Source organism: Bradyrhizobium sp. JR3.5 (genome assembly GCF_054057015.1).
The window spans coordinates 1,107,294-1,133,905 of the sequence record NZ_JBSRYV010000001.1 but is presented as its reverse complement, the minus strand read 5'-3'; the positions used below and the strand labels follow the sequence as shown (position 1 = coordinate 1,133,905).

Here is a 26,612-nt window from a genome sequence, read left to right as displayed (position 1 = left end):
CGCCCGTGTTCGGGGGAATGATAGACAAACCTCAATTATCGCAATAATTTATAATTATGATCTAGTATATCACCAGCATGAATGTCGCCAATGCCGTTTCGCACGCTCGACCTCAATCTCCTGAAAGTCTTCGAGGCATTGATGACGGAGGGCAGCGTCACGCGCGCCGCGAACGCGCTCAAGATGACGCAGCCCGCGGTCAGCAATGCGCTGGCACGACTACGTGACGCGCTGAGCGATCCCCTGTTCGTCAGATCCGGCACGGGAATCCGCCCGACCCAGCGGGCCGTGGCGCTGTGGGATCCGATCGGCGGCGCGCTGGAGAGCATCCGCGGCGCACTCGACGAGGAGGTCTTCGATTCACGCCGTGCGCAGACCGAGTTCAGCCTGTCGATGTCGGACTACGTAGCGGCTCTGGTGATGCCGCGGCTATTGAACCGCTTCGCCGAAATGGCGCCGACGGCGCGCATCCGCACCGTGCCGAACACCATCATCGGGATCGCGGACCAGCTCGAGGACAACCGGGTCGATTGCGTGCTGAGCGTTTATGTCAATGAGGCGCTGCATCAGGGACTGATCCGTTCGCGCTCGCTGTGGACGGTGGACTATGCCTGCTTCATGCGGCGTGATCACCCGCTTGCGGGCAGGAAGCGGCTGAATGTGCGCAGTTTCCTCAACGCCAAGCATGTCGATGTGAGCCTGGCCGGCCGAACTTTGCCGACCTATGACCAGTTTCTCGGCTCTCGCGGGCTGTCGCGCAACCTCGTCGCCATCGTCAATCATTACAACGCCGCCTACGAGATCGTGCGCCAGTCCGACCTGATCGCCGTGCTGCCGCGCGACCTCAGCGCGCAGTCCCGCCAGGCGCCCCATCTGCATGCGGTGCCGGTGCCGCTGCCGGCGCCGCCGCGCATCGTCAGCCTGTTCTGGCACCAGCGCAACGACACCGTGGCCGCGCAGCGCTGGCTGCGCGAGACGCTGGTGGAGATATTCGCGCGGATGGAGTGAGCAGGCGCAAGGCGTGCCCCTGTCAGGTCGATGTGGGCGCGGGCTCGACCGACGCAGCGTCCACGGCCGGCGACGGGACGCTCCGCGCCAACGGACGCTCAAGCAGCCGATGCAGCGCAAGGTAGCTCGCCATCGCAACGCCGATGCCGGTGAGCCACGACAGGTCGACCCCGCCGGTCGCCAGCGCCAGCGGACCTTGCATGGCCTTGATCGTGCCCATCTGGAAAGCCCACGCCGCCACGAAGCCGGCCGCAAAGGCGATCAGCCCGGCCCAGTTGAAATCACGATCCCCACCCGCCTCCTCGTAGAGCGATGCGACATCGATGCGGCCGCGTCGCACCAGGTAGAAGTCGGCGAGCGTCACGCCCGCCCATGGGCTGATCCAGACGATCAGGGCGACCATGAAATTGTCGAAGGCATGAGCGAAATCACCCGACTGCAGGAAGGCGTACAGGATCGCGGAGGCGATCAGGCCGGAGATCACCGAGATCACCCATCGAGGCCGCCGCAGATCGAGCGCGAGCGACGACAGCGCCGCCGAATAGATCACGACGATGTTGGTCGCGATCGGACCATGAAGCAGCACCAGCAGCACCGGCAACGCCATCGCACCGAAAGCTGCGATGATCAGCTTCGACGGATCGGAACCGGCGCCGGCTGACGCAATGGCCGCACCGAGGAAGGCGAGCCAGACCGTCGGCAGGAACATGCCGAGGAATGTCGCCCGAAACACCTTGGCGGCGCCGAGCGAGGGCCTGGTGAAGCGCGTATAGTCGGAGGCATAGGTCAGCCACGAAATACCCCAGCCGATGCCGATCGCAGTCATCAGTTGCGTCGCCGCGGCGAAGGCCGGCATGCCGGTCACGGTCGCGGACCGCCACTTGATATCGACGCGCAGGAAGGCCAGCGCGGTCATGACCGCCATGATCAGCAGGATGAACGGCATGGTGTAGCGCTCGAACACCTTGATGGCATTGAAGCCCCAGGCCGCGATGCCGATCTGGAACAGCATCACCAGCACCGCGATCGCGTATTTGAGCTCGACGCCGCCGCCAATGCCCATCCGCTCCAGCGCCGCCATGCAGAGATCGAGCACGATCCAGGTGTTGATCGCGACCCACCCCATCGGCATCAGGACCTGCGCCAGCGCCGGCAGATAGGCGCCGCGGCGGCCGAACGCCAGCCGGCCCAGCACCATCTGCGGCACGCCGGTGCGATGTCCCATCAGGCAGAAGGCGGCAAACAGCGCGGCGCCGAACAGATTGCCGACGACGATGACGGCAAGCGTTTGCAGCAGGCTCAGGCCGAGCTGGATGCCGAGCGCGCCCAGCACCCAGTTGATCGGCGCGATGTTCGCGCCGGTCCAAATCCAGAACTGATCTGATGGTGACGACGTGCGGTGCGCCGCCGGCACCGGTTCGATTCCGTGGGCATCGAAGCCGGCCTCATCCTGCGCCGGAAGCTGTGTCTGTTTGAGCAGCATGTTTCCCCCGTTTGTCCGGCGCATTGGTTGGGCCGGGATGGGGTATCAGAGCAGCAGGCAGCCGTGAGGCGATAATGAGAAATCCTCAAGCCGGGTTGAGACGAGATCGAGAGTGAAGTTTGCGTGCTGAATGGCGACAGATCCCGCCGCGATCACGCTCGCAGACCGCGTCACCATGGCGCCCCGCTTCACTGTTGAGATTTTCTCAACTCAGCTGCCGGATTCGTCAATCACGCCGACCGAGGCAACCGGGTCATTGTGCGGCCGACGCATTGCTGCTCAACCGGCCGAGGTCCCCGAATGACGACACTCCTGCATATCGATGCCAGCCCGCGCGGCGACCGTTCGGTCAGCCGGAAGCTCTCCAGGTCGTTTGTCGAGCACTGGCTGACGCACGAGCCCGGCGCCACGATCATCTCGCGCGACGTCGGCCGCAACCCGCCGCCACTCATCACGGAGGCGTGGGTGGCCGCCGCCTTCACCGCGCCCGGCGACCGCACGGCGGAGCAGCACGACGAGCTTCGTCTCTCCGATGCGCTGATCGACGAGCTTGAACGCGCCAACGTGATCGTCATCGGGGCGCCGATGCACAATTACGGCATGCCGGCGGCCTTGAAGTCGTGGTTCGACAAGGTGATCCGGATCGACAAGACCTTCAGCTTCGATCTCGCCCGCGGCGACTTTCCGCTCGAACCGATCATGCGCGGCAAGACGCTGGTGGTGCTGAGCTCGCGCGGCGAATTCGGCTTTGGCCCCGGCGGGGTGCGGGAAACCATGAACCATCTGGAGACCCACATCTTCACCTGCGCGCACTATCTCGGGGTTCAGGAGAGTCACCTGATCGCGGTCGACTACCAGGAGTTCAATGATGAACGCTACCGCCGATCGCTCGCCGACGCCTTTGCCGCGATTCCCGTGCTGGTCCGGCAGTGTCTTGGAATCGACGGGCCTGTTAATGTGGCGGCGGAATGATGCACCGCTGTCCGCCGGCTGCACGAGGATGATCCGATGATCCGCAATCCCATCCCCTGGCCGAACGGCGCGCGTTGCGCCTGTGCGATCACGTTCGACGTCGACGCCGACAGCCTGATCCACATCGCGCGCCCAAAGGACTCGTTCGACCGGCTCTATCCGATCACGATGGGACGATACGGGCCGACCGTCGGCGTGCCGCGGATCCTGGAGACCTATCGCCGCCTCGGCCTGAAGCAATCGTTCTTCATGCCGGCCTGGACCATGCAGCGCTATCCGGATGCGGTGGAGGCGATCCTCAGGGGTGGCCACGAGATCGGCCATCACGGCTACATCCATGAGGATCCGACGGAGATTTCCTCGGTGGAGCAGCGCGAGGCCTTCGAACGCGCGCTCGGCATCCACGTCGCGATGACCGGGCGCAAGCCGCGCGGCTACCGTGCGCCGGTGTACAACGCCAACCAGACCACCATCGATCTCCTGATCGAGCACGGCTTTGTCTACGATTCGTCGCTGATGGCCGACGACATCCCTTACCAGATGCGCACGGCGCGCGGATCGCTCTACGAGATGCCGCCGCACTGGGGATCGGACGATTGGCCGCCCTTCGCCCATTACGCGGAGATCGGCTACATGATGCCGGTCAAATCGCCGAGCGAGGGCCTTGCCGCCTCGTTCGAGGAGTTCGAAGCCGCCTATGAGGCCGGCGGATTCTGGATGGGGATCTGGCATCCGTTCCTGACCGGCCGGCTTGCCCGCTGGCGCGTCGTGGAGCGCTGGCTCGAGCAGGTCGTCGCCGAACGCAAGGTCTGGTTCGCATCGCTCGAGGACACCGCCGCCCATCTCGACGGCCTGGTCAAGGCGGGCACCTACCAGGTCCGCGTCGAGACCCTGCCCTACTTCACGCGGCCCGTGTCATGACCTGTTCGGGAGCTGCACGAAAGGTGGCCGCCTCTGCCCGCAGCCAGTCGATGAACGCCGTCACCGATTTGCGCCGGGCAGCGCTCGGCGCATCGACGAGACGATAGGCAAAGCCCGCAAGCGCGGGACCGTCGAGCCGGCGCAGCGTGCCCTGACGCAATTGCTCGTCCACCAGCGCATCGCTGCACAACAGCGGTCCGAGCCCGCGCTCGGCGGCGTGCAGCGCCAGCGGCTCCTCGCTGTACCATGAGATGCGGAAGTCCCGCATGGGATCGTGATCTACGCCCGCGAGCCAGGCCGACCACGCCGGCGAATCCAGCGTGGCATTCTTCCAGCGGTAGGCCAGCAGCGAGCGCGAACGGACGTCGTCGATGGCAAGACGGGCGTCGGGCGGACAGATCGCGCTCGCCGCGACCGCGATGTAGCGATCGCTGAACAGCACCGATGTCTCGCCGGCACGGTCAGCGCGTCCGTAGCGGATGGCCAGATCGACGCCGTCTGCGCCCGGCGTCCGCACCTCTTCGGTCGCATCGATGTGGACGACGAGGTGCGGAAACGCCGCGTTGAAGCGCGCGAGCCGCGGCATCAGCCAGCGCTCGGCGAAGGCGCGCGTGGTCGATACCGTGATCGCATCGCCGTCGGCCGGCGGACGGATCGCGGCGAAGGCGCTCGCCATGCGGTCGAAGCCGTCGCGCAGCATGGGGAACAGCGCATGGCCCTCCGCGGTCAGCACGACCGCGCGGCCGGAGCGCTCGAACAGCTTGTGGCCCAGAATCGCCTCGAGTTGCCGGACCTGGTGGCTGATCGCCGTCACCGTGACACAGAGTTCATTGGCGGCGGCGGTGAAGCTCTCATGGCGCGCCGCGGCTTCGAACGCGCGGACGGCATTGAGCGGCGGCAGCTTGCGCATGATTGGTTCTCCGCGCTGACAGTATCAGGCGATGAGAAAGTGAGCGTCGGTCGGCCGCATGTCGTTCACCGGCACCATGTCCTGCGGACAGGCGGAGAACACGATGACGAGGTCCATCTCCGCACGCAGCGCCACATACTGCCCCGCCTCGCTGACGGGCGACTTGAAGTCCAGTTGTCCATTGTCGGTGACGGGTACATTCATGAACAGATTGAGCGGAGCCGGCGTTACCGCAGCCGACAGGCCGACGGTCTCGAGCGCGTGCGCCAGATTCTGTGTGCAATTGTCGTGGTGGCCGACCGCACCGAGCTGGCGATAGCGGTGAATGTCGCAGGCCGCGATCAGCGTGTCGTGGATTCCCGGCGTCGTGTCGGCGACGAAGGTGAGGATCGCGCGGCGCCTGTTGGTGGTCAGCGTGTCGCCCACGCGCGGAACAAGCCGCAGCATCGATGCGCGGCTGTGCTCCATCGACATGAACTCGCCGGTGTCGCGGGCATTGAAGGCCCAGGTATCGACCACCTGCTTGCCATGGGTGTTGACGACCATGACCGTCTCTCCCGCATCGAGGCGAGCCGCCACGCCATTGCGGGCTGGAATTAGACGGGCGCGGGTCAGATCGATGGTTGCTGCGGTCATTCGGTGCCTCCTCAATGGCTCGTTGCGCCATTGGAGCACCGCCCGTCATGTAATTCTAATAATATTAATTGTATCCATTATAGCAGATTCGTATAGTCGCGCATGCGCCTCAGACAGCTCGAATGCTATCCGCGCCCTGATGCTCCACGGCACCATGACCCGGGCGGCCGAGCTGCTCGGCATGTCGCAGCCCGGCATCAGCACGATGATCGCAGGCCTCGAGCACGAGACCGGCCTCAATCTCTTCCTGCGCCGCGGCGGCCGCCTGCAACCGACCCCGGAAGCCAAGCTGTTCTATGTCGAGGCGGCGCGCGCCCTCGAAGCCGCCGAGAACGCGGCGCGTGTTGCGGCCGAGATCAGGTCCGGGCGGCGCGGTCACCTCGCGATCGCGGCCTATCCGAGCATCTCGATCAACCTGCTGCCGCGCCTGCTGTCGCAGTTCGCCAGGAACAAGCCCGAGCTGCAGATCAAGATCATCACCCGCAATTCCGCGACCGTCCGCGAGCTGATCTCGACACAGCAATTCGATCTCGCGGTCGCCGAGCTGCCGCTGGATTATCCGACCTCGCACATGGAGGTGTTCTCGTATGAGTGCGTGTGCATGCTGCCGCATGCGCATCCGCTCGCGAAGCTGAAGCAGATCACCCCTGATGACTTGGATGGCGTCCCGTTCGTCACGCTGTTTCGCGGCGATCCGATCTACCAGCAGCTGGCATCCGCCTTCTCCGAATATGGCGCGCGCTGGAACGTGGTGGCAGAGACCGAGTTTTTTTCGACCGCGTGCCAGCTCGTCGCCGAGGGCCGCGGCGTCGGCATCGTCGATCCGGTGGTGAGCAAGCCCTTCACCGAGGGCCTCGCCATCCGCCCGTTCAAGCCGAAGATCCAGTACCAGATCGCCATCCTCTCCCCGACGCATGAAGCCCCGTCGCTGATGGCGCAGGATTTCGCGAAACTGCTGCGGCGTGGTTTGCGGGGGTGAGTCGTGGTGGCGGCGCGAGACGCCTTGTCGGCATGCCCAGCGAAATGGGAGTAACGTGTCGAATTGAAGTTCGTGGAAGCGAGGCCCTTGGCCAGTCCGTCTTCGCTTTCGCTGGCGCTCAAGCTACGCCGGACACGCTTTGCCCTGACGGGTCAGGCGTGGCTCCGCCACGCGTAGCCCGTCAGGGCGAGGCGTGGTGGGGGAGGCAGGACTCGAACCTGCGAAGCCATGAGGCGGCTGATTTACAGTCAGCTCCCTTTGCCACTCGGGACACTCCCCCGTCCAACAGCATCAGACCGGCCGCGCGAGTGGCGGCGGACCGGTCATCGAAATGACGCTGATAACCGGCCGACCCGAAGCGGGTGCGCGGTCGGGCGCGTTTATGGGCGAAGGCGGTCCCCAAAGTCAACCAAGCGGGCGCGCAATTTGCCGGTTAAATTGCCAATATTCGGGAGCCGTGACACAAGCCTCACATGAGCGATCGCGACCGCAAACCCAATTTCCGAGGCAAGGGCGGTAAACCCTTCCAAAAAGGGCCGAAATTCGGCCGCCCGCGGGCCCGGCGGGAGCTCGAATCTGGTTCCGACGGGCCGGTGATTCTATATGGCTGGCACACGGTGGCGGCCGCACTCGCCAACCCGGACCGCCATATCCGCAAGCTTTATCTCACCGAGAACGCCGCCAAGCGCCTTGCCGACGAAAACATCGCGACCCGGGTCACCCCGGAGATCGTTCGGCCCGGCGATATCGACCGGCGCCTCACCCCCGATGCCGTTCATCAGGGGCTTCTGGCGGAGGCCGATCCCCTGCCCTCGCCCGGCATCGACACGCTGCCGCAAGAGGGCATCGTGCTGGTGCTCGACCAGATCACCGATCCGCACAACGTCGGCGCCATCCTGCGCTCGGCCGCGGCGTTTGCGGTGAAGGCGATCGTCACCACCGCCCGCCACAGCCCGGAGGCGACCGGCGTGCTGGCGAAGTCCGCCTCCGGCGCGCTCGAGCTGGTGCCTATGGTCACCGTGCAGAATCTGGCGCGCGCGCTGAACGAACTGAACGATCACGGCTTCCAGACCGTCGGCCTCGACAGCGAGGGCACCGAGGATCTCGGCAAGGTTCAATTGCAGCAGCCGCTCGCGCTGGTGCTCGGCGCCGAAGGCAAGGGCCTGCGGCAATTGACGCGCGAGACCTGCCGCGTCGTCGCCCGCCTCGACATGCCCGGCGAGATCAAGAGCCTCAACGTGTCGAACGCCGCCGTGCTCGCGCTCTATATCGGCGCCAGCCGGCTCGGACTGATGTGAGCGAAAACGCCCGCTCGCTTGACGCGAACGGGCGCTGATATCTCTTCGACCGATCGTCGGATCAGTAGTAGCGGCGCAGCACCGGATGGCCGTAGCGATGCGGCGCATATCCGTAGCGATAGCCGTAGTGCGGACGGTAGGGCCGATAGTGATGGCGGTAGCCGTAGTGGCGATAGCCGTAATACGGACGACCATAGCCTTCGCGGTAGTACGGACGCGGCGCCCAATTGCCCGGGCCGGTGTAGCTCGGTCCCTGGTTGACGTAGTAGTACTGCTGCGCTGCGTCGGGATAGGCCGCATCCGGGTCAGGCAGGCGCTCGACCGCGCCGTAACCGCCATAGCCATAGCCGTAGCCGTAGCCACCGCAGCCGCCGCAGCCGTAATTCACGACGGGCGCGGAATAGCCGCAAGGGTTGAAACCGCACGCCATTGCGGGCGCGGTCACCATGACGGCCACGGCCGCAATCAGTCCTTTGATCATTTGACGCATTACTCTCTCCTGATGGTCTCTCTGTTCGTCGCGTAGCTCTTGGTGGCTATGAAGGCGCCCGCGCGGGGCTGTTGATTTGGGGCAGTTGATTTAGGGTCCTCGTGGACGCGGTGGCCGCGGGACCGGTCCCGGCAGCGGCCGCGGCCCGTTGAACTGCGGCGCGTAGATCACCGGCGGCGGATCGACCGGCACGCTGGACTGTGCCGGGAGCGGCGCGGATTGCGCCCCCCACGATTGATGATAACTCTCGGCCGGCTGCGGCAGGCGGCGGTTGGCCGGCGGCTCGATCTCGAGGCGGCCGTAACCCGGCATGCGGCCGAGGCTCGGATAATAATGGCCGACATTCGGCTCGGGATCGATCGGGCGGCCGCCATAGACGGTCGGCACCATCGAGTCGTTGCGGGCCAGCCCCATCGCACTTTCGACCACGGCGTAGGAGGCGTCGACGCCATTGATGATGATGGGCACGCCGGGGCGATTGGGCACGACGATGTCGAAACCGCCGCCGGCCAGCGCCGTCGAGGTCATCGCAGCCAATATCGCCAGCGCAAGACTTCCGCGCATGTTCACCCAGCGTCCCGAATTGTTCCACCCGCAGCCTAATCCAACGGCTTGGCGGAAGGGTTAAGGCCGCGGGCCAAACTGGCGGTAAGCCTAACGCGTAAGCATCGGCATCCGGTCAATGCGGCCGTGCGGGCTCAGGAATCGTTAACGGCGGCTCTGGGTGCGTATGCGTCAGGTGAACGCGTTCTCGATGATCGAGTGGACGCCGATCGCAATCGTGACAGCGCCGACCGCCATTTGCAGGCCGCGATTGGCCCAGGTCAGCCAGCGCGCGGAGGCCGCGAGCGGCACCGCAATCACACTGGACAGCACGCCCATCCCGATCATCGAGCCGACGCCGAACAGCGCGACATAGCCGAGCCCGATCACCGGGTTCGGGGCCTGCGATACCGTCAGCACCAAGAGCGCCGCCGAGCCCGCCATGCCGTGCATCAGGCCGACCAGCAGCGTGCGCCAGCGGAAGCCATGGGCGTGGCTGTGCGCCGCGCGGACATGCGGGCTGGTGGACGCGCGCGCCACGGTTTCACCGGCATGGCTGTGGGCGTGGAAATGCGTCATGCCGTCGCCATGCGAATGGGTGTGGAAGTGCACGCGATCGCGCCACAGCCGCCACCACACATGCGCGCCGAGGCCGACCAGCATGACGCCGACCGTGGTCTCGATCGGCTGCGCGACCGTCTCGGGGATCGCGTGCCCGAGCAGGATCGCGGCGCCGGCGAAGACGAACAGCGTGAGCGTGTGACCGAGGCCCCAGGTCAGGCCGTGCTTGACGATGTCACCGACATGGGTACGGCGCGCCGCGATGCTCGATACCGCCGCGATGTGATCCGGCTCCAGCGCATGCTGCATGCCGAGCAGAAAGCCAAGACTCAAGATTCCGAACATCAATCCCCCGCGCCGGCGCGTGACGGCAGATCAAACACCACATCGCCGATCTTGTCAGGCCGGCACCTCGTCAAACCAGCACCTCATCAAACAGGCCTTGCATCGCCGCCCAGGAGCGGCGGTCAGCCCGCGCATCGTACATCGCCGACTTCATGATCGAGCCGTCGGCGGCCGGGTTGGCAAAACCGTGCAGCGTGTTGCCGTAGCTGATCACCTGCCAGTCGGCAACCTTGCCGGCGCGCATCTCGTTCTCGAATGCCGCGACCTGGTCGGAAGGCGCCAGCGGATCGTCGGCTCCGGTCAAGACCAGCACGCTCGCCCTCACCGCCCCCGCTGCCGCAGGCTGCGTGGTCGAGAGCATGCCATGGAAGCTGACGACGGCCTTGAGGTCAGCACCGTCGCGCGCAAGCTCGAGCACGACCGTGCCGCCGAAGCAGAAGCCGATCGCCGCGCAACGGGTAGCATCGACCTCGGGCGATGCCGCGAGGGTCGCGAGCGCGGCGCGGGCACGTGCGCGGAGCGTGGCGGGATTGGTGCGCAAATGACCGATCAGCGTCATTGCCTGCTGCAGATCGGCGGCCTGCCGCCGCTCGCCGAACATGTCGGCGGCGAACGCCACATAGCCACGCTCGGCAAGCCTGCGTGCCCGCTCCATCGCGAAGTCGCCGAGCCCGAGCCCTTCGTGGAATACCAGCACGCCGGGACGCTTTACGCCGCGGTCCTTGAACGCAAGATAGCCGCGCAAATTGGCGTCGCCGGCGGCGTAGTCGATGTCACCAGTGTGCATGCAATTCTCGTCAAGACAGCATCATCCGGAACGCATCATGCGCGAGAGTTACGGAACTTCACACTGGTTTGAACGCAGGCCAAGGCCGCATCGGAACAGGCACGGCGCGGCGAGATTAGCTCGTCACAACGACGAGAGGAGACCTTGCATGACACAGCTCAAGATTCGCTGCGCCACCGTTGGCGCAGCAGCCCTGCTCGCTGCGACCCTGGCCGGCTCCGCGATGGCGCAGCAGACCATCGGTACCGCCGCGCGCTGCTCGAATGACGATCCCGATGCCCGATGCCAGACGATGACGCCCGGCACCACGCGCACCGCCTATCGCCACCACACCTATCGGCGGGACCGCGACTGGCAGGGCAGCTACAACCGCTATGACCCCGGCCCCGCCGGCGTCGCGGCCGGTGTGGTTGGCGGCGCGGTCGGCACCGCAGCCGCGATCGCGACCGCCCCGTTCGGCGGCCCCGACTATGCCCGCACCCCGATCGGCGGCGAGGAATATGCCCGGCAGAACGGCTTTGTCTGCACCCCCGGCACCTGGTTCCGCGGCAGCGACGGCCTGCGACATCCCTGCCAGTAGCTCGGGCGAACCGCTGACGCGCAAAAGGCGGCCGTCGGGCCGCCTTTTTTGCCGCCTGGCCGGTGGAGGCGAACGGCCGATCCGGACCTCCCGGGTTCTGGCCTTCAGGTTCTGGCCCTGCCCCGCCAAGTCTGCTATGCGAGCGCGCAAATCATACCCATGTCGCCGGCTTAGCTCAGCGGTAGAGCAGCAGTTTTGTAAACTGAAGGTCGGGGGTTCAATCCCCTCAGCCGGCACCATCTTTTCACGAAATCAACGGGACGGGTCGGTTGGCCGTGCCCCGGTACGGGATGCCCAACCTGGTTGGTTTGGGGAGCGTGGCGTTGGACAACCGGGTCGTGGGGGGTTGCACTCGCCGAAAACATCCCGCAAAATTGCTCAACAGGGAGCCACAAGCGGATTTCGGGCAGGCACCGGATGACGGAAAAGCAGTTGCGGGCGAGGACGTCGTTCCTGAAGGCAATGCTGCTGGTCTGCGCCTTGCTGATGGGCTACTCGGATCTGATCACCACCAACGAGATCTTGCAGCGGGGAATGGGCGAACTGAACCCGTTCATGTGGCTCACCCAGGAGTGGCTGGGAGAATGGTGGCTTATTGCCAAACTGGGCCTAACCTACCTCGTGATATGGTTGCTCTGGCACGGCAACAGCGAACGCCAAGTGGCTTATGTGGTCGCCTTCATTGCACTGCCCGTCTACAATAATCTGTTTATCCTGGCGGGCGCCAATTGAGCTGACCTTGCGGTGATGCTGGCGAGCCGCCGTTAGCGCTGCCTGGCACAGTTGCCGAGGCTCGCTGTTTCACAATGGACACTGCCAGGCGCGGTTCTGACTATGGACTGGTCCTACTATCTCGTCGGCGTTGCTGTGGTCCTGCTCCTCCTCGCCTATCGCCTGCATGGCGGGCTGTTCAGGAAGGACACGCTGCGAGACGAGAGACTGAATCGATTGATCGATCAACGCATCGATCGCATGGACCTGAAGCGCGACAAAAAGCACGAGCCGTCCGAGCTATGAAGACTGTCAGCCACGCCTCGTCGCGCGCAGCTTCAATCGGTCGAGATCGACCGTCGACCGCAGCAGCCCCGCCAGCTCGTAGGAGAATACGGCAGCTCCGAGCATGGCGAAGCGGGCTTTGATGCCAGCGAACTGACCGAAGCACGATTCTTCGACGCAGATGCCGCCGCGGTCCGCTGCTGCAAATCTCTTGATGATCCCGTGAACGTCGACCGTCCCGCCGGCGATGTCGCCTTCAAACCGAAGTGCCTGGGCATCGAGTCCTCCATCCGGATCTACATGGCTTGCGCCGCGCATTGTCCTTGATCCAACCCGAGCATGTATTCGCGGCTCAATCAAAGAGCCTCACTTGGATTACCCACAACGTTTAACGGAAGCCGTAGTCTTCCGGGCTCCGCTCACACCGCCGACAGGACTTGCGCGCAAGGCAACGGTGACTCATCGAAGGAGCCCTGCTCGGCAGGCACGCAAGCAATGATGTCCGTCATCTCAGTGCGCTTTGCGAAACGCAACTCGTAAGCCTGCCGCTGGACGCCAACGGCGGACAGCTGACCTATCAAGCTTGCGCCGGTCAAGCGCGTCTCGGATATCGGCGATCATCCGGCGTAGCTGGTCATGTCGACAGCGGTCGGGAACCAGCCGGACACCCTGCTCCCTGGCAGGAATCGTGGGATCATCCCCGTAGCATCACCCATCCCTTGCCTTGTTTCTGTCCTTGCGACCCGAATTGGGGTATGCAGAATGCGGGATGGGACTCAGCCAATGACCTATTTGATCCTTGCCCGGGATGGCACCAGTCAAATCGTGCTGAAGCGCGACAGCGAAGACGCGGCCGAGAAGAAGGCGCGCGAGCTGAAGGAGATGGGTTGGTTCGAGGTCGAGGTCCGCGAGGACAAGGCCGGCCACCCGGTCGCGGCTACGGCGACCGATCGGTCCAACACCCTTCAATAACGCCTGCCCTTCAAGACGTCTTCCCTTCAATGACGTCTTGATGAACCTTTGCCGGACGGTCCTTACACATGTGTGAGGAGCCTACGATGTCCGACACAGCCCATTATCGCTTCCAATCCGATCAGGCGCGACGGCTGGCCCGCCAGGTCACCGACGCCGCGGTGCGTGAAAAGCTGCTCGAAATGGCCGAGGAGTATGGCCGCTACGCCGACCTGATCGAGGCCCGCAGCGCCGAACCGGTAGCTGTCGAGGCGATGGCTCACTAGGCTGAACGCGCCCGCTCCAGCCGGCACACCGGGCCGGTGGACTCGCGACTTGAGCTTTCAGGTCTGCTCCTGCCGCACTTTCTCAAGCTCGAGGCCAAACCGCGAGAAAACGCCTGAGGATTTGTTCGGAACATTATGCCCCCTCACGCGATTTTCCCCGCATGAGGGTACGCGAGACCAACCGAAATTTGATGCTTCTGGGCAGCTTCACGCTGCTGAGCGTGGCCGCTGCCGGCATCGTCGCCCTGCTCGATCCGGCGCCCGCGCCGGCCAACGCGGCGCCCCGACCGGCCGCGAATCAGGCGCCGGTCCCAAGCCAAGCACTGGCCCAGCCGCCGGTCCGGATCGTCGGTACCCCGTTCGTCCCGAACACCAATCCCCGCCAGCGCTGACCGTCCCTCGCGCCCACGCACGTCACAATTTTGTCACCGTGCCTGCAAAACAGGCGTCTTCGTCAACCATCATGATGGCGAGTGCTTGCTTCCGCGGGGTTGCTCTGATGCAATCCGCGCGCTCAAGGTGCGCCATGAAGTGGATGAAGGAACGCGATCTCCTGATCGCGCAGACAATGGCTTTCGTACAGTCGGTGAAGGGCAAGCTGCCCGACGCCGAACTGCCGACGCCTGCCCCCCCGCGGACGGTGACGCCGCCTGCCGCCCAGCCGACCGCCACGCCACCCGCCGCACCAGTTGCACCCGCTGCCGCGTTGCAGACCGCCGCTGAACAGGCCTTGGTCGAGGCCATCGCCACGCTCAGCGTCAAGCCTGAGGCTGAGGTGCAAGCTGCACTCATGCCGCCACCGCTTCCGCTGCCGACCGTGATCGAAGGCCTGCCCCCCGCTCCACAGCCTTTAGCTGTGACCGTCGTCGAAGTCCCGCCGCCGCCGGCGCAGCCGCCGCAATTTGCCAAGCTCGACATCAGCGGCGATTTCGGATCCGAGGTGCGGGAGCGTGTTGCCAATTTCCGCGCGCAGCAGCAGCGCTTCCTGAGGGAGCGCGAGGAATACTGCACCACGACCATGGCCAAAGTCCGCGCCGCGATCCGCGACAACAGCGAGCTGCCGCGCTCCGGCAAGTAACCGGCCCCTTTAATCTCCGAATCGTTCGCTGACCTTCAGCCGCGCGCGCCCGGTTTCACCGGCTCGCTCAGGAAGCGCCCGCTCGATCGCGCCAGCGTCGGCTCCTCCATAGCGTCAACGGCATGCTGCTTGCCTTCCACCATTGATCGGAGGCCGGCCACGGCCTGGGTCATCCGTTCGGCGAATTTGGCCGCGGCGCCATCGAGGAACGCCCTGTCTTTCGGCTTCGGCTTGGCGATCCGCAGCTCGAAACGGGACGTTCCGTTTGCGCCGTCGAGAACGGCCCGGGTCATGATGATGCGCGGGGCTCCGGGCATCGGCAGCGTGATCCCGACCGTGAAGTAATCGACCGGACGCCAGTCGAGCGTCTCCTCGACGTTGGTATGGTTGCCGTGCGCGCAATGATTCTTGGTGCCGATACCGCGTCGCCCCTTGCCTGACTCCTCGACGATGTCGTCGGCGTCCCACCATTTCTGCCATTGCCCGGGCACGGTGATGAACTCCCACACCGTTTGCCGCGGCGCGGCGATGTCGAACTCCAGTATCGCGTAGGCGTCTTCGCGCGTCACCTCCAGCCGCGTTTGCGCGTCGTCCTGCTGCCACGCCGCCTCGAGATCGCGCGCCCACAGCGTCACATCGCCGATGATGTCGATGGTTTCCTGATGCGGGATCAGACCTTGTGCCACCGGGTCGACGCCCCGGGGGACGCATGGCACGGATCGCTGCGTCGCTGTAGAGCGCGTAGGCACGCCCGCCAACCTTCTCGCCAACCGTGTTCTTGAGCAGCCGGTGGACCAGAATCACGTCGCGCCCGGCGAGCTCTTCCCTGCCGCCCATCTTCTGCTTCACCATCTCGCCGTGATGGACGACGAATTTGAAATCGAGATCGCCCATCGCGACGCAGGCCTTGCACTCGCAGGTCGAGGCCTGGCGGACGTCGCGCAGGCGCCGGCGGAATTTGAAATAGGCGCCCTCGATCGCGTCCTGCAGCAGCGAGCCGTCGATTGTCCCGGTCGAGTAGACGAAGGCGGCGTCGCCCTCGAACTTGGCGAGGCGAAATGGCGGGCGCAGCCCTTTCACCACCACGTCCATGAAATCGGCGATGATGTCCTGCGCGTGGTCGAGCTCGACCGCCGCGAGGAAGTTGGTATAGCCGGAAATATCGGCAATCGCGAAATATGCCGCTTCAGCCTTCGGAAGCATGGAGACCTCCCGCGTAACCTTTTCGTGCGATGACGCAGTCTGTCACACCGCGCCATACGAGGTCGAGAGTGGCGACTCTTGTTCTGACGCGTTTTCTGAGCGCGAACCGGTATCCAGTTCGCTTGAAAACGCTCTAGCCGCCGCCGACCTTCTCCAGCACCGGCAGCAGATGCTTCAAGAACTCGCCCGGGTTCTCGCTCATCGGGAAATGCCCGAGGCCCTTCATAATGGTGGCCTCACTGCCGGCAATGCTGTTCGCCACCGCCAGCGTCTCCTCCGGCGTGCAGGAATAGTCGTACTCGCCCGACAGCAGGAACAGCGGGCAGCGTTTGGTGTCGATCTCGGCGACGCGGGCGCGGATATCGCCGTCGATCTTGTAGAAATAGAGGTCGCCCTTGAACACGCCGGGCCCGCCCTGCATGTAGTGCCACAGCGTCTCCCACCGGTCTTTGTCGGGCGCGTCCGGCCCGACCAGACCCGAGACGATGGCGGCCGCGACCTCGCCGCCATGCACGTCCGGCCGATGCAGGAAATTCAGGTCGTAATAGGGATCGACATGCGCGCCGGCCTGCAGACCGATGATCGCGCGGAAGCGTTCGGGATGCTCGAGCGCGAGATGCAGCGCGATCCGGCCGCCGATCGAGCAGCCGATCACGATCGGCCGGTCGAGATCGAGCGCCTCCATCACGGCGAGGATCATCGCCATGTATTGCGCCGAGGTGAGCTGGTATTCCTCGTCGTGCCAGCCCTGGGGCGGCGACGACTTGCCGTGCCAGGGCATGTCGAACGCGATGACACGATGGTTGCGCGTGACGCTGACATCGTTCATCAGGCCGCGATATTGCCGACCGTCGGCGCCCGCGGTGTGCAGGCAGAGCAGCGGCGTGCCCTCGCCCGCCTCCTCGACATAGACGCGGTGCGCCCGGCCTGACAGCTCGAGATGCATGTAGCGACCGATGATCGGTTCGAATTTGGCGCTCATGCGGCCGCTCCCTCGCGGCGCAGCTTGCCGAGCGCCTCCTTGAAGTAACGCAGGTTTGCCATGAAGATCTGCAGCTCGCCCTCGGCCCTCAGCACGCGGCGCTTGAGCAGCGCCATCAGGTCGTTGGAGCCCGGCGGCGGCCGCTTTTCGCAGAACCTGTCCCATTCCTCGTCCGAGGTGCGCAGTGCAAACGACGACGACGGCATCACGAACGGGCCCTTCGTCACCGCGACGATGCGGCCCTCATGGATCGCGATCAGCCAGGCGGCCTTGCCGATCTCGAGCAGGAACGTCGTGGTGAGGTAACGGCCGCGCCGCACCAGGCCGGCGTCGCAATTGACCCGTTCCTTCAGCATCTCGATCATGACAGCTCCACCCCGATCGCGGCCCGCCCGCGCAGGCCGCGTCGGGCACTTGTTCTGCCGGCAATGATGGAAGGAATGGCCGGCCCGTCAATCGGTGCCGGGGTCGCGCGGCCACGGCGTTTTCGCGTGGGCCGCTACATACAGGTTTTAGCTTGAGCCAAGTTTCCCTAGAGCCACGACCAGACCAGCGCCACGTTGGCGGCACAGGCTGTGAGCAGCACAACCGCAAGCGCGAGCTGCACGCGTTCGTAGGGGGGCTGGTGGATCGCTCTCATGGCTCGGAGCATCCGGCGATTCTACCCGGGGAGTCCCGGGGATTCTTTTTTCCGGGGTTTACCGCTCATTAAGGACTCAGGCTCCTCCGGCAAAAAGTCCCAAATGACTCATATTTTCAGATGCTTGCCTGAATCCAGCTCACGGTTCCGTGATCGGAACGGCGATCTCGTGTGAAACCCGGGACGGGCCTTGGCGTTGTCGGTTGTTTGGGGAAACGACGAATGCCGTACGCGCTATTCTATCAAGACGCCAAGCTGAGCAAGGCCTACCCGACCGAGGCCGATGTCTGGAAGCTTGCCCGGCAATCGGGCCTGGTGGTGGATACCGTCTCCGAGGAAGAGAAGTCGTCGCCGCACCCGGTGCTGGACAATGACTACGAAATCCGGCCGTGCCAGCCCGAGCCGAACGAGGACCCGGCCAAGAACATGGCCGATGCCGAACGCGAAGCGCGTCTGGAGCCGCGGTTGAACTGAGGTACAGTCGGTCGTCCGGTGCGCATAGGCGGACCGGATGCCGATGCAGCCGTCGTGCTGCCGCTACGGCGTCGCCGTCGCCAGCGACGCCTGTTCGGCGGCGAGCGAGACGCAGATTTTCCGCCGATGCAGACCGCGGATCGACCCGGTCACCTTGAGCACCTTGCCGGCCGTGCAAGAGGCGTCCTGCACGAATACGACCTCGTAAGGCGCGAGTGCCAAGGGTTCGGATTTCAGGATGGTCTGGGCAAAGCACGGCACAGAGACCGCAGAGATGATCAGCCCTAACGCAAAGCTACGCATGTTTGTTTGTCCACCAGCCCGGCGATCCCACAATAGCGCATCACGATGAAAGTTCCGTGCAATGCAGGAATTATTTTTTGCATTGCACGATCAGGCCTGAACATCGGGTGAATGTGGGAGCGCGGGCACGCGGCAGGCCAACAAAAAAGGCCGCCCCGAAGGCCGGCCTTTCGATGTCGATGATACGACGACGCGATCAGTAGCGGGAGCCCACCGGACCGCCCCAGCCGAAGCGGTAGTTGACCCCGAGCTTGACGGTATGTTCGTCGTTCCGGAAGCTCGCACCGACAATGTCGGCCGGACCGCTGGTGAAAGTGGTCTTGCCGAAATTGTAGTACTGGTACTCGGCCTTCGCCGACCAGTTCGGGGCGAACATGTATTCGAGGCCCGCGCCGACCGTGTAACCGTCCTTGTGACCACCATCGGTGGTGAAGGCCGCCGGCACGCCGCCGACCGACGCCGTGATGTTGTTGTTGTCGCGCCAGGCGTAGCCGCCTTTGGCGTAGAGTAGCGCCGGACCCCAAGTGTAGCCGAGGCGGCCGGTCACCGAACCGAGCTGGTCGGTATTGCCGGTCACGACCGTTCCGGCAGGGAACGTCAGGCCATTGTTCGAGGAGCTCGGCAGCCAGGAGTACTGCGCCTCGATACCCATCACCCAGTTCGGCGCGAACTGATAGTCGAAGCCGCCCTGCACGCCACCCATGAAGCGCGCGTCGCTGCCCATCAGGTTGGTGCCGTCGGTGAACGCGCCGCCGACATGGCCGCCGATATAAAAACCGGTCCAGTTGTAGACGAGCGCCGGGGCGGTATAGGGCGGCGGTGCCTTGGTATAGGTGCGGGCCGGCATGTCAGCCGCAAATGCCGGGCCCGCAAGGGCGGCCAGCGCGACTGTGCCGAGCAAAAACTTCTTCATCTCTGATCCCCGTTACGAACGCTGCGCTGTTAAGCCAAACAACGTGACGCCAATTAGGTTGCTTTGGGGCAATGCCTGACCTGTGATGTTTCCGAGCTGTGACAGGGTCGCAACAACGCCCGTTTGTTCCTTGGCAGAGAAGGTTTTTTCACCAGTTAAGCAGCCGTATTTCGGCTGTATGTAAGTCGCAAACGGCTAAGTTGAAGTTCAGCGCTCCCCGAAAAGTGATCGGAGTTCGCTAACGAACTGCTCAGGCTTGCTGCTGCGACAAGCCGCCGCGTCCCAAAGCGCGATCAGATCGCGCCTTGGCTCATTGTCTGGGCATGATCTTGTCGGAAAACCGCTTCGCACTTTTCCGGATCATGCCTAGCGCGCCATCTTTTCCAGATCCGGAAATGCCGCGTAGGACGCGCCGGCGCAGGGCTCGGCGGCGTTGTCGAGGATGCGGTCGAGCCGGCCGTCGACGAACAGGACGCCGCGCTCCCGGGCCGGGCGGTAATTGCCGTCGGTATCCTTTGCGCTGTAGCGCAGGCAGACCACGTAGCGCAGCCGGCCGCCGACCGTGCGCTGCACCGGCTCGGCAATCCCGGCTTCGCGGACCCCGACCGGATTGTTCAGGTAGGTCCGCATGAAGGCCAGGATCTGGTCGCGGTACCTGTCCGGAAACGGCTGGTTGGCGACGCCGCGATCGTCGGCAAAGGTGGTCGAGCTGCCGCCGTCGTCGCTGGTGAGGCAGCCGGCAAGTGGCATCGAGAGCAGCAGGATCGCCGCCAGTTTTGATGAGGTCCGCAAACGACGCTGTTTCATGAGTCCCCGGCCGCGTCTCATAAACCGCCAGGCGGGGAATTCGCAACTCGGTTGTTCCCGCCGAGCTGGCGCCCAGCCTCGCAACGGAAGCCCCGACGCACTCCGGCCCGCCGCCATTGGGGAAGCAATGGACGGACGGGCCGGTTCTGCATCCCAAGGGCGCAGCGGGGCAATGTGGATCGAACGACGCCCTTCGGATCAGGCTCAGCCGCGCTTGATCAGCCGCGCTTGGCCGGCGCGACGTGCTTGGTGGCGACCTTCGCATGGATGTGCTTGGTCGCATGCTTCGGCGCCTTCACCTTCAGCATGCCCATGTGCTTGTGGTGGCGGTGATGGCGATAGTGCTTGTGGTGCATCTTGGCGTTGGCGTTGCGCACCTTCGACGGCAGCTGCTCGCTCTTGATGACGGGGGCGGCCTTGGTCGCCGGGGCGGTCGTGGTCACCGGGGCGGGCGTTGCGGCCTTGCCGGCCTCAGCGGCGAGCGCGGGCGCTGCGATCACGGACATGGCGAGCAGCGCGGCGGAAATCGTCTTCAACATGGTGGTCTCCTCTGCGGGATCGAGAGGTCTCCGGCCGGATGGTCGGCCTCACCGATCAATGCACGTGACCTTATGGGCCGCGCGCTGAACCCGTTCTGAAGGGCGCTGACGGTATTCATTCATGTGAATGACATCTTGGTCATGTTGGCCGCCCGCTGCCGGCGGGGATCACGCAATCGTGGACCCGGGCGGGAATGTTCTGCACCCTCGGGTGTTCAAGTCAGCAGGCTTGGGTGTAGGATTACCGAGCACGATCAGGAACGATCAGGAGCAACCAGGAATGAGCAAGTCGCCGAAGTTTCTTTGGAAGTTTTTGGGCCTCGCAGTGCTCTCGATGACCCTCGCCGGGCCGGGCCGGTCATCTCGGCCTACGCCGCAGGCGGCGACAATCCCTCCCCGCCGGCTTCCGACAGCGGCAGCAAGGGCAAGAAGGCGAAGAAGGACAAGAGCTCCGCGATCGACGATCAGAAGTTCCTGGCCGGCTATCACGCCGCCTATGCCACGATCTACGACAAGCACGACTATAGCGCCGCGATCGAGCAGCTGAAGGCGCTCGGCCAGGATGACCGTGCCGACGTCGCCAACCTGATCGGCTATTCCTATCGCAAGCTCGGCGACTACAAGGTCTCGCAGATCTGGTACGAGCGCGCGCTCAAGGCCGACCCGGCCCATGTGCGCACCTGGCAGTATTACGGCCTCTGGCAGGTCGAACAGGGCAACCGCGATCAGGCGCAATACCACCTGAACCGCATCGCCCAGCTCGCCGGCACCAGCAGCGACGAATATCGCTCGCTCGCTGCCGCGCTGGAGAAGCCCCCGGGCACCGGCCTGGTTTACTGAGCAAGCGAACCGTTCAAACATCAAGCCGGTGTAGTCACAATGACCGCGCCGGCTTTTTGCTGATCGATATCGCTGCGATAGGATGGGTAACCCATCCTGGAGCTGATTGCTTTGCTTGGGCTCCGCAGCCTACGGGTAGTGCTCGAGGCGCCGGTCGGGCTTTTGCGGACGGCTCGCGCCGACCGTGCTGCCGTCAGCTGGCTTCGCCGGGTGCGCGGCCGTCGCGATCGGCGGGCCGCTGTCGCCGGTCTTCTTGCTGGTGTTCAGCGCCTGGCCGGTGGTGGTGACGTTGGCGGCCTGCCCGGCTCCCGCTGAGCCGGCCGACGGACCGGAGCTCTGCGCCAACACGGTCCCCGACAGCACCAATGCCGCCATCAGTATTGCCGCGTTGACTGTCATGAAGGGGGCCTTCTGCGCACGAATGATGCACAGCAACGCGCCGCTGCCACGGACGTTCCCCCGGCGCCATCATTTAAGGTAAATGCAAGGCGAATTCCCGCGCACGCCTCCGGCAGCAGCACACGGTCAGGTGCGGCTCAATCAGCCATGCGCCGCCGTCGGGCTGCGCAGCGCCGCCTCGCGATACTCGGCCCACGCCTGCCGCAGGATTTGCACCGACGAGGTGAGGAATATCATCGCCATCACCGCGGCGACCGCGAGGTCGGGCCAGGCGGTGGCGGTTCCCCAGACGCCGAGCGCGGCCACCATCACGATGAGGTTTCCGATCGCGTCGTTGCGCGAGCAGAGCCAGACCGAGCGGACATTGGCGTCACCGTCCTTGTAGGGCAGCAGAAGCAGAACGGACGACAGATTCGCCGCAAGCGCCAACGTCCCTATCGCGCCCATCACCTCGGCCTTCGGCACACCGAGAACGAGAGTTTGGTAGACCGTCGAGCCGACGACCCAGAGCGCCATCAGGCTCAGCGAAGCACCCTTCAGCAGCGCCGCCGACGCACGCATCCGCAGGCCGGCGCCGATCACCGCAAGGCTCAGCCCATAGGTGACGGTATCGGCAAGGAAGTCGAGCGCATCCGCCTTGAGCGCCTGCGATCCGGCAAGCTGACCCGCGATCATCTCGGTCAGGAACATCGCGCCATTGATGGCAATGACGGTCCAGAGCACGCGCTTGTAGCGCGGATCGAGGCCGTCAAACACCGGAACGCCGCCCGAGCAGCCGCACGCATCAACCGTGCGATTGCGGTCCGCTGTCGGCGCAGCAGCCTTCATCGGCAGCGTCAGCGGCGGTGGCGCACAGCATTCGGACGTCTTCTGCTCGCAGCAATCGCTCATCGCTTGTCCTTCCAGACCACAGGATAAGGCCACCCGCGCAACGCATTCAAGCCGATCCGCCTGGAACCAGCATTGCTTTGACGATCATGTCTTGCGCTCGCTGGGGCTGCCGGTTGCGCTTCAGCCGACAGCCCATCGCGCGGGGCGACGAGACGGGTGTCGCCTCACTTCGCCTTCTGGATCGCGGTGACGGTGTAGCCGCCGTCGCCCTCCTGGGCTTCGAACTTGACCTTGTCGCCGACCTTGACCTGTTTGAGCAGCGCGGGATCCTTGACCCGGTAGACCATCGTCATCGGCTCGTCCATGCCGAGGCTCCTGGCCGGCCCGTGCTTGAGCGTGATCTTGCCTGCGCCCTCGTCGATCTTCTTGACCTCGCCGTTGATGGCTGCGGCCTGCGCGAAAGCGCCGCCCAATGTCAGCGCCAGCGCAGCTGCGGCTGCAATCCGGATCATCCTGTTCATCGTGGTCGTCCTTTCTCTCGTTGCTGGTTTCATTTCACGATGACGCGACCGGTCATCCCGTAATCGCGGTGATCGGGGATCAGGCAGGAATATTCGAATGTTCCGGCCTTGGTGAACTTCCAGACGATCTCCGCGGTCTTCTTGGGCGCGAGGCGGACGCCGTTCGGATCGTCATGCTCCATATGCGGATGCTTCTTCATGACTTCGGCATGCTTCAAATTCTCCTCGGTGGTCGCGAGCAGGAATTCGTGATCCTCGGTGCCGGCATTCTTGATCACGAAACGGATCTGCTCGCCGCGCTTGACCTCGATGCGGAATGGCGTGAACTCCATCTCCTTCATCTCGACCTCGACCGTGCGCGACGGCTTGCTCGGATCGCCGGGCTCGCCGGCCGAATAGGATTGGTGACCGTGTTTTTCGTGACCGCGCGACGGCGCCGCGGTGATCGACAGCGCAACGAGGGCGATGCCGATCGTGGTGCGGTGATTCATTGGATTCTCCATTCTGAGTTTGTTGCTTGCTTTTCGTTGGACGGCACGTCGATCCGCTACATCTTCATTCCCTTCATCGATGGCTTGGCTTTTCGCTCAGGCGCCGCCGGCGGCTGCCGCGCGGGTTCGGCGGCGGGCGCGTCGACCTCGTAGGCCACGGTGCCCGGCGGATAATTGTAGGGACCGGGATCGGCGTAATCGTCGCGGCCGAGCCCCTCGCGGATCTTCATCACGGTGAACATGCCGCCCATCTCGATCGGCCCGAACGGCCCCGTTCCGGTCATCATCGGCAGCGTGTTGTCGGGCGCCGGCATCTCCATGTTGCCCATCGCCATGCCGGTCGATCCCATCACCATGGCGTCGGGCGCGAGCTTGCCGACCGCCTTGGCCAGATCCTTGCGCGACACGCCGATAAAGTTGCGCACGTCGTGGCCCATCGCGTTCATGGTGTGGTGCGACTTGTGGCAGTGAAACGCCCAGTCGCCCGGATTGTCGGCGAGCATGTCGAACGCCCTCACGGCGCCGACCGGCACGTCGGTCGTGGTCTCCGGATATTGCGCGCTCTGCGGCACCCAGCCGCCGTCGGTGCAGGTCACCGCGAAATTATGTCCGTGCACATGGATCGGATGATTGGTCATGGTCAGATTGCCGATCCGCACGCGGATCCTGTCGCCGAGCCGGATCGGCATCGGATCGATGCCGGGATAGACGCGGCTGTTCCAGGTCCACATGTTGAAATCGGTCATCTCGTTGACCTTCGGCAGATAGGTGCCGGGGTCGATCAGGTAGCTGCTCATGATGAAGACGAAATCGCGGTCGACGGGACGGAACGCCGGATCGCGCGGATGCACGATGAACATGCCCATCATGCCCATCGCCATCTGCACCATCTCGTCGGAATGCGGGTGGTACATGAAGGTCCCGCTGTGCTTCAGCTCGAACTCGTAAACGAAGGTCTTGCCCGGCTTGATGTGCGGCTGGTTGAGGCCGCCGACGCCGTCCATGCCTGATGGCACGATCATGCCGTGCCAGTGCACCGTGGTGTGCTCCGGCAGCTTGTTGGTGACGAAGATGCGGACCTTGTCGCCTTCAACCGCCTCGATCGTCGGGCCCGGCGCCTGGCCGTTATAGCCCCACAAGTTCGCCTTCATGCCGTCGGCGAATTCGCGCACCACCGGCTCGGCGACGAGATGGAATTCCTTCCAGTCGCCGTTCATCCGCCACGGCAGCGACCAACCGTTGAGCGTGACGACGGGCCGGTAGTCGAGGCCCGCTTGTCGGATGCAGCGGCGGCTGCATCACCGCTCTGTCCATGGTCGGCGCCTCCGGAATCGCGGCAGCCTGGACGCGGCCGCTGACCGCGCTTGCCGCGACCAGCGCCGCGCTCCCCAAAAATCCTCGACGTGAAAACATCTACGTCTCCTCTCAATGATCGCCGGCCGCAGGCGCGGTCGAGGCGATGGCGGATGGTGTCGATGGCGCGGCCGCCGGGCCGCCGCCGTTGATGGCGGTCTGCAGGTCGGATTGCGCCAGCCAGAAGTCGCGTTTGGCATCGATCGTTGCGCGCAGCGAGCCGAGCCGCTGCCGCGCTTCGGTCAGCAGTGCGAACACGTCGACCTGCATGCTGGAGAAGCGCAGCTGCATCTCCTCGGTGATGATCTGCCGCAGCGGCAGCACCTCGCGCTGGTAGTGGCTCGCGATGTCGTAGGTCGAGCGGTAGACGCGGTAGGCGTCGCGCGCCTCGGAGCGGACATTGATGGCCTTCTCGGTCAGCCGGTTCATGGCCTGCCGGTAGGTCTCGGCCGCCTGACGCACCCGCACCTCGCCGCCGTCGAAGATCGGAATCTGGAACTGGACGTCGAAGCCGCGCTCCCTGAACGGCGGGCCTTCAGGATCGCGCGTCCGCCTGTCGATGCCGGCGACATCGAGCAGCGTGACGAAGCGCGTCGCCTCGGTGAGATCGAGCGCCTTGGCAAGCGCGACAATCTCCATCCGTGCGATCTGCAGATCGACGCGATGACCAACCGCGGCGACCTCGATCGACGGCTGTTCCAGTGGCCGCTTCGGCAGCAATGGCAACTTGCTGGGGAGTCGGAAGCCGAGATCGCCGTCCCAGAGCCCGAGCAGACGCGCGAGCCGCTCGCGCGAACTCGCCGCATTCTGCCGCGCGCTGGCGAGGTCGGCGGTGATCTCGGCGTAGAACACCTGCTCGCGAGCCTGGTCGAGCTTGTTCATGCCGCCGGTCTCGCCGAGTTTCTTGGCGAGCTGTGCCGTCGATTCGGCGGTCGCCTTAGCATCCGTCAGCAGCGCGACCATCTCGTTCGCGGCGACAGCCGCGACGTGGCTGCGCCGCACCTCGGCGGCGAGCCGCAAGGTGGCCAGCGCGGCCCTGAGCTGCGCCTGGCGGAAGCGCTCGCGCGCGATTTCGGAGCGCGCCGGCAGCGTCGCCAGCGCCAGGATGTCGCCGACCACCTGCCGCTCGACCTCGCTGGCGCCGTTGCCGGTGATGCGCGAGACCGAAAAGGTCGGGTTCGGCGGCAGGCTGTCGGCAACGAGATCCGTCTCCGCTAACGCCAGCTCGTTATAGGCGGCCTGCAAACCCTTGTTGTTCAGCAGCGCGAGCTGGACGGCGGCATCCGCGGTCAGGTTGCGCGCCAGCAGCCGCTTCACCGCGGCGTCGACGGTCGTGGCTTCGTCTTTGGTGCGAACGAAAGCAACGTTCTTGCCGATCGCCTGCTCGGTGACCTCGGAGACGGCGCCCATGCCGCTGTCGGGCGAGAACGACGCGCATCCCGCGAGCGCGGATGTCAGCAGCAGGATCGGCACGATGGCCAGATGTCGCAT

34 protein-coding genes, 2 tRNA genes and 2 pseudogenes are annotated in these 26,612 nt (G+C 64.8%); 15 read left to right on the top strand and 23 right to left on the bottom strand.

Annotated elements, in window-relative coordinates; translation table 11 throughout:
* Positions 1-90: 90 nt before the first annotated feature.
* Positions 91-1,008 (top strand): LysR family transcriptional regulator, encoded by a 918-nt coding sequence (locus ACVWW1_RS05660; protein ID WP_456655139.1) that lies wholly within the window; start codon positions 91-93, stop codon positions 1,006-1,008.
* 22 nt (positions 1,009-1,030) lie between these two features.
* Here ACVWW1_RS05660 and ACVWW1_RS05655 read toward each other — a convergent pair whose 3' ends face one another.
* A complete protein-coding gene (locus ACVWW1_RS05655) occupies positions 1,031-2,491 on the bottom strand; it encodes a purine-cytosine permease family protein (RefSeq protein WP_456655138.1) in 1,461 nt (486 codons plus the stop codon).
* 300 nt (positions 2,492-2,791) lie between these two features.
* Here ACVWW1_RS05655 and ACVWW1_RS05650 point away from each other — a divergent pair, with 300 nt between their 5' ends.
* The gene (locus ACVWW1_RS05650; RefSeq protein WP_456655137.1) at positions 2,792-3,463 is read left to right on the top strand and encodes an FMN-dependent NADH-azoreductase; all 672 of its coding nucleotides are present in this window, start codon (positions 2,792-2,794) and stop codon (positions 3,461-3,463) included.
* Between the two features lie 36 nt (positions 3,464-3,499).
* Positions 3,500-4,384, top strand: coding sequence for a polysaccharide deacetylase family protein (locus tag ACVWW1_RS05645; RefSeq protein WP_456655136.1), 885 nt, complete (start codon positions 3,500-3,502; stop codon positions 4,382-4,384).
* On the opposite strand, the gene ACVWW1_RS05640 is transcribed toward ACVWW1_RS05645, so the two are convergent.
* Complete coding sequence (locus tag ACVWW1_RS05640; RefSeq protein WP_456655135.1) at positions 4,365-5,294, bottom strand: LysR substrate-binding domain-containing protein; 930 nt, start codon at positions 5,292-5,294, stop codon at positions 4,365-4,367. The two genes, ACVWW1_RS05645 and ACVWW1_RS05640, sit on opposite strands and share 20 nt — an antisense overlap.
* A gap of 24 nt (positions 5,295-5,318) precedes the next feature.
* Entirely contained in the window at positions 5,319-5,930 is a 612-nt protein-coding gene (locus ACVWW1_RS05635) for a DUF1989 domain-containing protein (RefSeq protein ID WP_456655134.1), read from the bottom strand.
* 139 nt (positions 5,931-6,069) lie between these two features.
* Here ACVWW1_RS05635 and ACVWW1_RS05630 point away from each other — a divergent pair, with 139 nt between their 5' ends.
* Positions 6,070-6,909, top strand: a complete 840-nt coding sequence (locus ACVWW1_RS05630; RefSeq protein ID WP_456655133.1) for a LysR family transcriptional regulator — start codon at positions 6,070-6,072, stop codon at positions 6,907-6,909.
* A 194-nt stretch (positions 6,910-7,103) separates the two neighbouring features.
* Here ACVWW1_RS05630 and ACVWW1_RS05625 read toward each other — a convergent pair.
* Positions 7,104-7,189: transfer RNA gene (locus ACVWW1_RS05625), tRNA-Tyr, on the bottom strand.
* A gap of 193 nt (positions 7,190-7,382) precedes the next feature.
* On the opposite strand from ACVWW1_RS05625, the gene rlmB reads away from it, so the two are divergent.
* Positions 7,383-8,207 carry a 23S rRNA (guanosine(2251)-2'-O)-methyltransferase RlmB gene (gene rlmB / locus ACVWW1_RS05620; RefSeq protein WP_456655132.1) on the top strand — a complete coding sequence of 275 codons (825 nt, stop codon included), beginning with the start codon at positions 7,383-7,385 and terminating at the stop codon, positions 8,205-8,207.
* Between the two features lie 61 nt (positions 8,208-8,268).
* Here rlmB and ACVWW1_RS05615 read toward each other — a convergent pair whose 3' ends face one another.
* The 4 genes from ACVWW1_RS05615 to ACVWW1_RS05600 all read right to left on the bottom strand — a co-directional run bounded on the left by ACVWW1_RS05615 (position 8,269) and on the right by ACVWW1_RS05600 (position 10,933).
* Positions 8,269-8,697: a hypothetical protein gene (locus ACVWW1_RS05615; RefSeq protein ID WP_456655131.1), complete on the bottom strand. Its 429-nt coding sequence runs from the start codon at positions 8,695-8,697 to the stop codon at positions 8,269-8,271.
* Between the two features lie 90 nt (positions 8,698-8,787).
* Positions 8,788-9,261, bottom strand: a complete 474-nt coding sequence (locus ACVWW1_RS05610) for a hypothetical protein (protein WP_456656625.1) — start codon at positions 9,259-9,261, stop codon at positions 8,788-8,790.
* A gap of 171 nt (positions 9,262-9,432) precedes the next feature.
* Entirely contained in the window at positions 9,433-10,146 is a 714-nt protein-coding gene (locus ACVWW1_RS05605; protein WP_456655130.1) for a HoxN/HupN/NixA family nickel/cobalt transporter, read from the bottom strand.
* 70 nt (positions 10,147-10,216) lie between these two features.
* Positions 10,217-10,933, bottom strand: coding sequence for a dienelactone hydrolase family protein (locus ACVWW1_RS05600; protein ID WP_456655129.1), 717 nt, complete (start codon positions 10,931-10,933; stop codon positions 10,217-10,219).
* Between the two features lie 148 nt (positions 10,934-11,081).
* Here ACVWW1_RS05600 and ACVWW1_RS05595 point away from each other — a divergent pair, with 148 nt between their 5' ends.
* The 4 genes from ACVWW1_RS05595 to ACVWW1_RS05580 all read left to right on the top strand — a co-directional run bounded on the left by ACVWW1_RS05595 (position 11,082) and on the right by ACVWW1_RS05580 (position 12,530).
* Positions 11,082-11,513, top strand: coding sequence for a hypothetical protein (locus tag ACVWW1_RS05595; protein WP_176530509.1), 432 nt, complete (start codon positions 11,082-11,084; stop codon positions 11,511-11,513).
* Between the two features lie 164 nt (positions 11,514-11,677).
* Positions 11,678-11,752: transfer RNA gene (locus ACVWW1_RS05590), tRNA-Thr, on the top strand.
* A gap of 178 nt (positions 11,753-11,930) precedes the next feature.
* A complete protein-coding gene (locus tag ACVWW1_RS05585) occupies positions 11,931-12,245 on the top strand; it encodes a DUF5658 family protein (RefSeq protein ID WP_224924475.1) in 315 nt (104 codons plus the stop codon).
* A gap of 102 nt (positions 12,246-12,347) precedes the next feature.
* Entirely contained in the window at positions 12,348-12,530 is a 183-nt protein-coding gene (locus ACVWW1_RS05580) for a hypothetical protein (RefSeq protein WP_456655128.1), read from the top strand.
* A gap of 6 nt (positions 12,531-12,536) precedes the next feature.
* Here ACVWW1_RS05580 and ACVWW1_RS05575 read toward each other — a convergent pair whose 3' ends face one another.
* Complete coding sequence (locus ACVWW1_RS05575; RefSeq protein ID WP_456655127.1) at positions 12,537-12,827, bottom strand: hypothetical protein; 291 nt, start codon at positions 12,825-12,827, stop codon at positions 12,537-12,539.
* A gap of 465 nt (positions 12,828-13,292) precedes the next feature.
* Between ACVWW1_RS05575 and ACVWW1_RS05570 the strand changes: the two genes are divergently transcribed.
* The 4 genes from ACVWW1_RS05570 to ACVWW1_RS05555 all read left to right on the top strand — a co-directional run bounded on the left by ACVWW1_RS05570 (position 13,293) and on the right by ACVWW1_RS05555 (position 14,825).
* A complete protein-coding gene (locus ACVWW1_RS05570; protein WP_176530505.1) occupies positions 13,293-13,481 on the top strand; it encodes a hypothetical protein in 189 nt (62 codons plus the stop codon).
* A gap of 86 nt (positions 13,482-13,567) precedes the next feature.
* Positions 13,568-13,747: a hypothetical protein gene (locus ACVWW1_RS05565; protein WP_456655126.1), complete on the top strand. Its 180-nt coding sequence runs from the start codon at positions 13,568-13,570 to the stop codon at positions 13,745-13,747.
* 191 nt (positions 13,748-13,938) lie between these two features.
* Positions 13,939-14,139, top strand: coding sequence for a hypothetical protein (locus ACVWW1_RS05560; protein WP_456655125.1), 201 nt, complete (start codon positions 13,939-13,941; stop codon positions 14,137-14,139).
* 134 nt (positions 14,140-14,273) lie between these two features.
* Positions 14,274-14,825 (top strand): hypothetical protein, encoded by a 552-nt coding sequence (locus ACVWW1_RS05555; RefSeq protein ID WP_456655124.1) that lies wholly within the window; start codon positions 14,274-14,276, stop codon positions 14,823-14,825.
* 35 nt (positions 14,826-14,860) lie between these two features.
* Here ACVWW1_RS05555 and ACVWW1_RS05550 read toward each other — a convergent pair whose 3' ends face one another.
* The 4 genes and pseudogenes from ACVWW1_RS05550 to ACVWW1_RS05535 all read right to left on the bottom strand — a co-directional run bounded on the left by ACVWW1_RS05550 (position 14,861) and on the right by ACVWW1_RS05535 (position 17,375).
* Positions 14,861-15,574 (bottom strand): SRPBCC family protein, encoded by a 714-nt coding sequence (locus tag ACVWW1_RS05550; protein ID WP_456656624.1) that lies wholly within the window; start codon positions 15,572-15,574, stop codon positions 14,861-14,863.
* Positions 15,575-15,650: 76 nt separating this feature from the next.
* Positions 15,651-15,917, bottom strand: a pseudogene (locus ACVWW1_RS05545) (DUF2652 domain-containing protein); the annotation flags it as partial.
* A 244-nt stretch (positions 15,918-16,161) separates the two neighbouring features.
* Positions 16,162-17,010, bottom strand: a complete 849-nt coding sequence (locus tag ACVWW1_RS05540) for an alpha/beta fold hydrolase (protein ID WP_456655123.1) — start codon at positions 17,008-17,010, stop codon at positions 16,162-16,164.
* Complete coding sequence (locus ACVWW1_RS05535) at positions 17,007-17,375, bottom strand: hypothetical protein (protein ID WP_456655122.1); 369 nt, start codon at positions 17,373-17,375, stop codon at positions 17,007-17,009. The genes ACVWW1_RS05540 and ACVWW1_RS05535 overlap by 4 nt, the downstream gene beginning before the upstream one ends.
* Before the next feature lie 497 nt (positions 17,376-17,872).
* On the opposite strand from ACVWW1_RS05535, the gene ACVWW1_RS05530 reads away from it, so the two are divergent.
* Positions 17,873-18,124 carry a hypothetical protein gene (locus ACVWW1_RS05530; protein ID WP_456655121.1) on the top strand — a complete coding sequence of 84 codons (252 nt, stop codon included), beginning with the start codon at positions 17,873-17,875 and terminating at the stop codon, positions 18,122-18,124.
* A gap of 63 nt (positions 18,125-18,187) precedes the next feature.
* Here ACVWW1_RS05530 and ACVWW1_RS05525 read toward each other — a convergent pair whose 3' ends face one another.
* The 4 genes from ACVWW1_RS05525 to ACVWW1_RS05510 form a co-directional block, all read right to left on the bottom strand.
* Positions 18,188-18,427: a DUF6719 family protein gene (locus tag ACVWW1_RS05525; protein WP_050402822.1), complete on the bottom strand. Its 240-nt coding sequence runs from the start codon at positions 18,425-18,427 to the stop codon at positions 18,188-18,190.
* A 196-nt stretch (positions 18,428-18,623) separates the two neighbouring features.
* Entirely contained in the window at positions 18,624-19,340 is a 717-nt protein-coding gene (locus tag ACVWW1_RS05520) for an outer membrane protein (protein WP_456655120.1), read from the bottom strand.
* Between the two features lie 366 nt (positions 19,341-19,706).
* Complete coding sequence (locus ACVWW1_RS05515; RefSeq protein ID WP_456655119.1) at positions 19,707-20,147, bottom strand: hypothetical protein; 441 nt, start codon at positions 20,145-20,147, stop codon at positions 19,707-19,709.
* Between the two features lie 218 nt (positions 20,148-20,365).
* On the bottom strand, positions 20,366-20,686 hold the full coding sequence (locus tag ACVWW1_RS05510; RefSeq protein WP_456655118.1) for a His-rich protein BRANT: 321 nt from the start codon (positions 20,684-20,686) through the stop codon (positions 20,366-20,368).
* Positions 20,687-20,989: 303 nt separating this feature from the next.
* On the opposite strand from ACVWW1_RS05510, the gene ACVWW1_RS05505 reads away from it, so the two are divergent.
* On the top strand, positions 20,990-21,526 hold the full coding sequence (locus ACVWW1_RS05505; RefSeq protein WP_456655117.1) for a tetratricopeptide repeat protein: 537 nt from the start codon (positions 20,990-20,992) through the stop codon (positions 21,524-21,526).
* A gap of 129 nt (positions 21,527-21,655) precedes the next feature.
* Here ACVWW1_RS05505 and ACVWW1_RS05500 read toward each other — a convergent pair whose 3' ends face one another.
* The 6 genes and pseudogenes from ACVWW1_RS05500 to ACVWW1_RS05475 form a co-directional block, all read right to left on the bottom strand.
* The gene (locus ACVWW1_RS05500) at positions 21,656-21,925 is read right to left on the bottom strand and encodes a hypothetical protein (RefSeq protein ID WP_207830601.1); all 270 of its coding nucleotides are present in this window, start codon (positions 21,923-21,925) and stop codon (positions 21,656-21,658) included.
* 141 nt (positions 21,926-22,066) lie between these two features.
* A complete protein-coding gene (locus tag ACVWW1_RS05495) occupies positions 22,067-22,816 on the bottom strand; it encodes a cation transporter (RefSeq protein ID WP_456655116.1) in 750 nt (249 codons plus the stop codon).
* 164 nt (positions 22,817-22,980) lie between these two features.
* Positions 22,981-23,277, bottom strand: a complete 297-nt coding sequence (locus ACVWW1_RS05490; protein WP_176530494.1) for a copper-binding protein — start codon at positions 23,275-23,277, stop codon at positions 22,981-22,983.
* Between the two features lie 29 nt (positions 23,278-23,306).
* Entirely contained in the window at positions 23,307-23,768 is a 462-nt protein-coding gene (locus ACVWW1_RS05485) for a cupredoxin domain-containing protein (protein ID WP_456655115.1), read from the bottom strand.
* Positions 23,769-23,824: 56 nt separating this feature from the next.
* A pseudogene (locus tag ACVWW1_RS05480) lies at positions 23,825-25,181 on the bottom strand (multicopper oxidase family protein).
* Positions 25,182-25,193: 12 nt separating this feature from the next.
* Positions 25,194-26,612, bottom strand: a complete 1,419-nt coding sequence (locus ACVWW1_RS05475) for a TolC family protein (RefSeq protein WP_456655114.1) — start codon at positions 26,610-26,612, stop codon at positions 25,194-25,196.